Source organism: Arthrobacter sp. HMWF013, from assembly GCF_003061105.1.
GTDB lineage: Bacteria > Actinomycetota > Actinomycetes > Actinomycetales > Micrococcaceae > Arthrobacter.
The window spans coordinates 1-3,591 of sequence record NZ_QAIQ01000347.1 but is presented as its reverse complement, the minus strand read 5'-3'; the positions used below and the strand labels follow the sequence as shown (position 1 = coordinate 3,591).

Here is a 3,591-nt window from a genome sequence, read left to right as displayed (position 1 = left end):
GAACGGGAAGGCCTGATGCGGCGCCTGTCCGTGGTGGAGATCTGGGGCGTGGCCACCCGCCTCACCAAACGGCTGAACGTCCTGGGCATCTTTTCGATCCTTGACCTGTGCCACGCAGATCCGGTCATGATCCGGGACAGGTTCTCCGTGGTCATGATGCGAACCGTCCTGGAACTGCAGGGAACGCCCTGCATCCCCATGGAGGAGGTGCGGATCGGGCGCGACCAGCTGATCTTTTCCCGTTCATTCTCCACGCCCATCACCACGTCAGCCGGGATCCGGCAGGTCATGAGCGTGTACGGGCAGCAGGCCTCGGCACGGCTCGCCAAACACGGGCTGCAGGCAAAGGTCCTCACCGCATTCGCCGGAACCTCACACTTCAACCCCAAGGACACCTCTTATCCATCGGTGTGCATCCCGCTACCGATGCCCACAGCGGATCCGGTGATCCTCACCAAGGCCTCGCACGCGCTGCTGCCCCTCATCCATGAAGGCGTCAAATACGCCAGGGCCGGAATCATGGTCACGGACCTGCGGCCCACCGGGAACCAGGCGCCCCTGTCACTGTTCGAGAACCCGCACGAGGAACGCCGCATCGGATCACTCCTGGAAGACGTGGCCCGCCGGTACGGCCGCGGCTCGATCGGCCTCGGCCACGCCGGCATCCGGGGCGGGCCGGACTGGACCATGAAACGGGACATGCTCTCCCCCCGCTACACCACCCACTGGGACGAACTACCGCTCGTCAAGGCGGCCTAGGGGGGCAAGTCCGGCCGGGCTCCTACAGAACGGCTAATCCCCCCGTGAGAGGAAAGCCCGGATGGCGTCAGCCATCGGCTTGGCGTGGGTCCAATGCAGGTAATGCCCGCCTTCAAGGGTGAGGATCTCGTGCCGCTTGACGTTCTTCAGGAGGTTTTGCGTCGCCGCAGTCTTGGTATCAAGCGAGCCTGATTTGTCATCGGCAAGGAACGCGAGAACGGGCAGGTCATCCGGGTAGGTGACTCCCCTGAGCGCTTCCGCGTTGTTGGCGATCCGGGCAGTTTCGTCCGCGACGGCGGGATTCCCGAAGTTCCAGCTCCCCATCAGGCGCATGCGTTGCAGCTCGTCCTCTGTATACGCGTCGCTGTCCGGGTTGACCAGGTCAGGGGCCAGCCATGCCACGGTGCGTACCAGGCCGGTGACCGAAAGCGCCCGCCCCCAGTTGAAGCCTGGCTCCGGTTCCGGTACAGGATCGCTCCCCGGCTTCGGTATTGACGCGTCGATTTCGATCACAGCGGACACCTCGGCCGGATACCTGTTCGCGTAATCGAGCAGGTAAAAGCCGGCGATGGAATGCCCCGCCAGGACGTAGGGCTGCCTGACCTGGAGTTTGGACAGCGCTTCATGGAGCTCGGTGCTGATGTTCTGGTTGGTCCGCGGACCGGCTTCCATATCGCTGTAGCCGTACCCGAACCCTTCCACCACCATGACATCGAAGCCGCCGAGTTCGCGGACCAGCGGAGCGAAGTCGAGGCCGGGAGCCGGGGTTCCCAGGCCGCTGAGGAGGACGATCGGCTGGCCCTCGTCCCCGTTCCGGTAGACGTTCAGGGCGCCGCCGCTCACCGTGACCCGCTCACCGTAGGGTTTGATGCTCGATTTCTCCGCTGGCTCCAGGATCAGGTTGACCGCTGTGGAGGCGAGGATCAGCCCCAGGATGACCAGCCCCACAATGCCCGCCGCCCGCAACGGGCGCCTGCGCTTCTTCCGGACCGCTGAATCCGGAGCTACCTTTGACGTCCTTCGAGCAATCAGGCGCATGATGGGGCCTTTCCGCGTTCCCGGCGACGGTGAGCTCCGCGATGTTCCGGTGTGGGATGGCCCCCGGCAAATGCCGGGGGCCACCTTAACGGGAGATGCAGCGCTTGCTGCCGGTGCGCTCTTTAGCGCTGTGGCGTGCACGCAATGGCTAATCGCCCCAAAAGGCAGTCAACGGTAGCGTCCGTACTCCCGATCCTGTGTTGTATGAGGCTTGGGTTATGCGGCAATCTGCTGCTTTGCGCCCTTCGCCTCGATCTCAATTTTACGCGGTTTGGCCTTTTCGGCGACAGGAATCCGCACTGTCAGGACACCGGCGTCGTACGTTGCCTTGACGTTGTCCGTGTCCAGGGTGTCCCCGAGCATCAGCTGGCGGCTGAACACGCCGCGCGGCCGCTCAGAGGCGATCAGCTCGGTGTTCCCGTTCACCGGATCGGGGCGCTCGGCCCGCACCGTCAGGACATTCCGCTCCACGTCCAGATTCAATGAATCCAGCTTCACGCCGGGCAGATCGAAGGCCACCACAAATTCCTGGTCTTCCTGCCACGCATCCAAGGGCATCGCTGCCGGACGCGCTGCCGTACCGAGTACCTGCTGGGCCAGCCTGTCCAGCTCACGGAACGGATCGGTTCGCATCAACATGGCTTCCCTCCTCGTAAGAGACGGACCAACACATCCACCAGCCGATCTATATTGGCTGATGTAGATTTTTTATAACACCGAAGGCAGGTTGATGCAAGCCATCGGAAGGAATTTTTTACCTTCCGGCGTCCGGTCCACGGCGCAGGTCTTCCATAAGCTAAGCATGCTTAGCATAATTGTTTGTGCTGGGACCTATTCACCGGAACAGGAGCAAGCACCATGGCAAATGTGCGAACCACCGAACACAAAACCATCCTCCAGCGCGCGGCCCAGGTGGTAGGGGCCGTCTTTCTGCTGGTGGGCATCCTGGGCTTCATGCCGGGCGTAACCACCAACTACGAAACCATGGGTTTCGCCGGACACGGATCAGAAGCCCTCCTCCTGGGCATCTTCCAGGTGTCCATCCTGCACAACATCGTCCACCTGCTCTTCGGCGTGGCAGGCATCCTGCTGGCACGCACGCACGGGCAGTCCCGGGCGTACCTGCTGTATGGCGGAGCGATCTACCTGATCCTGTGGCTTTACGGCCTCCTGATCGGGCACGACACCCCGGCCAACTTTGTCCCCGTTAATACCGCAGACAACTGGCTGCACCTGGTTCTGGGCCTGCTGATGATCGGGCTCGCGATCCTGCTGTCCAGGGAGACCACCACGCGGCCTACCGCCGCAGGGGCCGGTCGCTAAAAGCCGGCGCGGAGTCTGCTCCGCGCCGGCTCCGCACCGGTTCGCGTCTGGTTCCGCTCGTGGTTTCGGTCAGCGGCGTGTCAGCTGCGCGTCGGGTCCGGATGAAGAGGCGCGGGCCCCGGATCCGGGACGGGCAGGGGACCTGGCGGTTCCGGCGTCGGGATGGGGTTTGGCCTGGCCGGTCCCGGGTGGCCGGGCTGGGTCGGATCCGGCGAAAACGGGTCAGGACCTGGTTCCGGCGGGAACGGCTCGGGTTCATGCACTGGCGGGATGGTCATTGAACTTCCCCTCTCACGCTGGGCGGATGCGCCTTCGCGTGATCAGGATACGCCTGTCAACCTTTTTCGCTCTACGAGGCAACGGGCGGGACGGCAGCCGCGCACCGCCGTCGTCCGCCCCCTCCCAACGCTCTGGCACTTTCCGTCGGTTTTTCCCAAACCCTTTGTCAGTTTCCGGCGTGTTTCCCAAACC

Annotated in this window: 4 protein-coding genes; 2 read left to right on the top strand and 2 right to left on the bottom strand. The window is 63.6% G+C overall.

Annotated elements, in window-relative coordinates; genetic code table 11:
- A partial coding sequence (locus DBR22_RS24520; RefSeq protein WP_258229187.1) for a DUF4113 domain-containing protein occupies positions 1-759 on the top strand: 759 nt, incomplete at its 5' end.
- A gap of 33 nt (positions 760-792) precedes the next feature.
- Here DBR22_RS24520 and DBR22_RS13150 read toward each other — a convergent pair.
- The gene (locus tag DBR22_RS13150) at positions 793-1,797 is read right to left on the bottom strand and encodes an alpha/beta fold hydrolase (RefSeq protein WP_108599391.1); all 1,005 of its coding nucleotides are present in this window, start codon (positions 1,795-1,797) and stop codon (positions 793-795) included.
- Positions 1,798-2,013: 216 nt separating this feature from the next.
- Positions 2,014-2,436 (bottom strand): Hsp20/alpha crystallin family protein, encoded by a 423-nt coding sequence (locus tag DBR22_RS13145; protein WP_108599390.1) that lies wholly within the window; start codon positions 2,434-2,436, stop codon positions 2,014-2,016.
- A gap of 219 nt (positions 2,437-2,655) precedes the next feature.
- Here DBR22_RS13145 and DBR22_RS13140 point away from each other — a divergent pair, with 219 nt between their 5' ends.
- The gene (locus tag DBR22_RS13140) at positions 2,656-3,120 is read left to right on the top strand and encodes a DUF4383 domain-containing protein (RefSeq protein WP_108599389.1); all 465 of its coding nucleotides are present in this window, start codon (positions 2,656-2,658) and stop codon (positions 3,118-3,120) included.
- Positions 3,121-3,591: the final 471 nt, after the last annotated feature.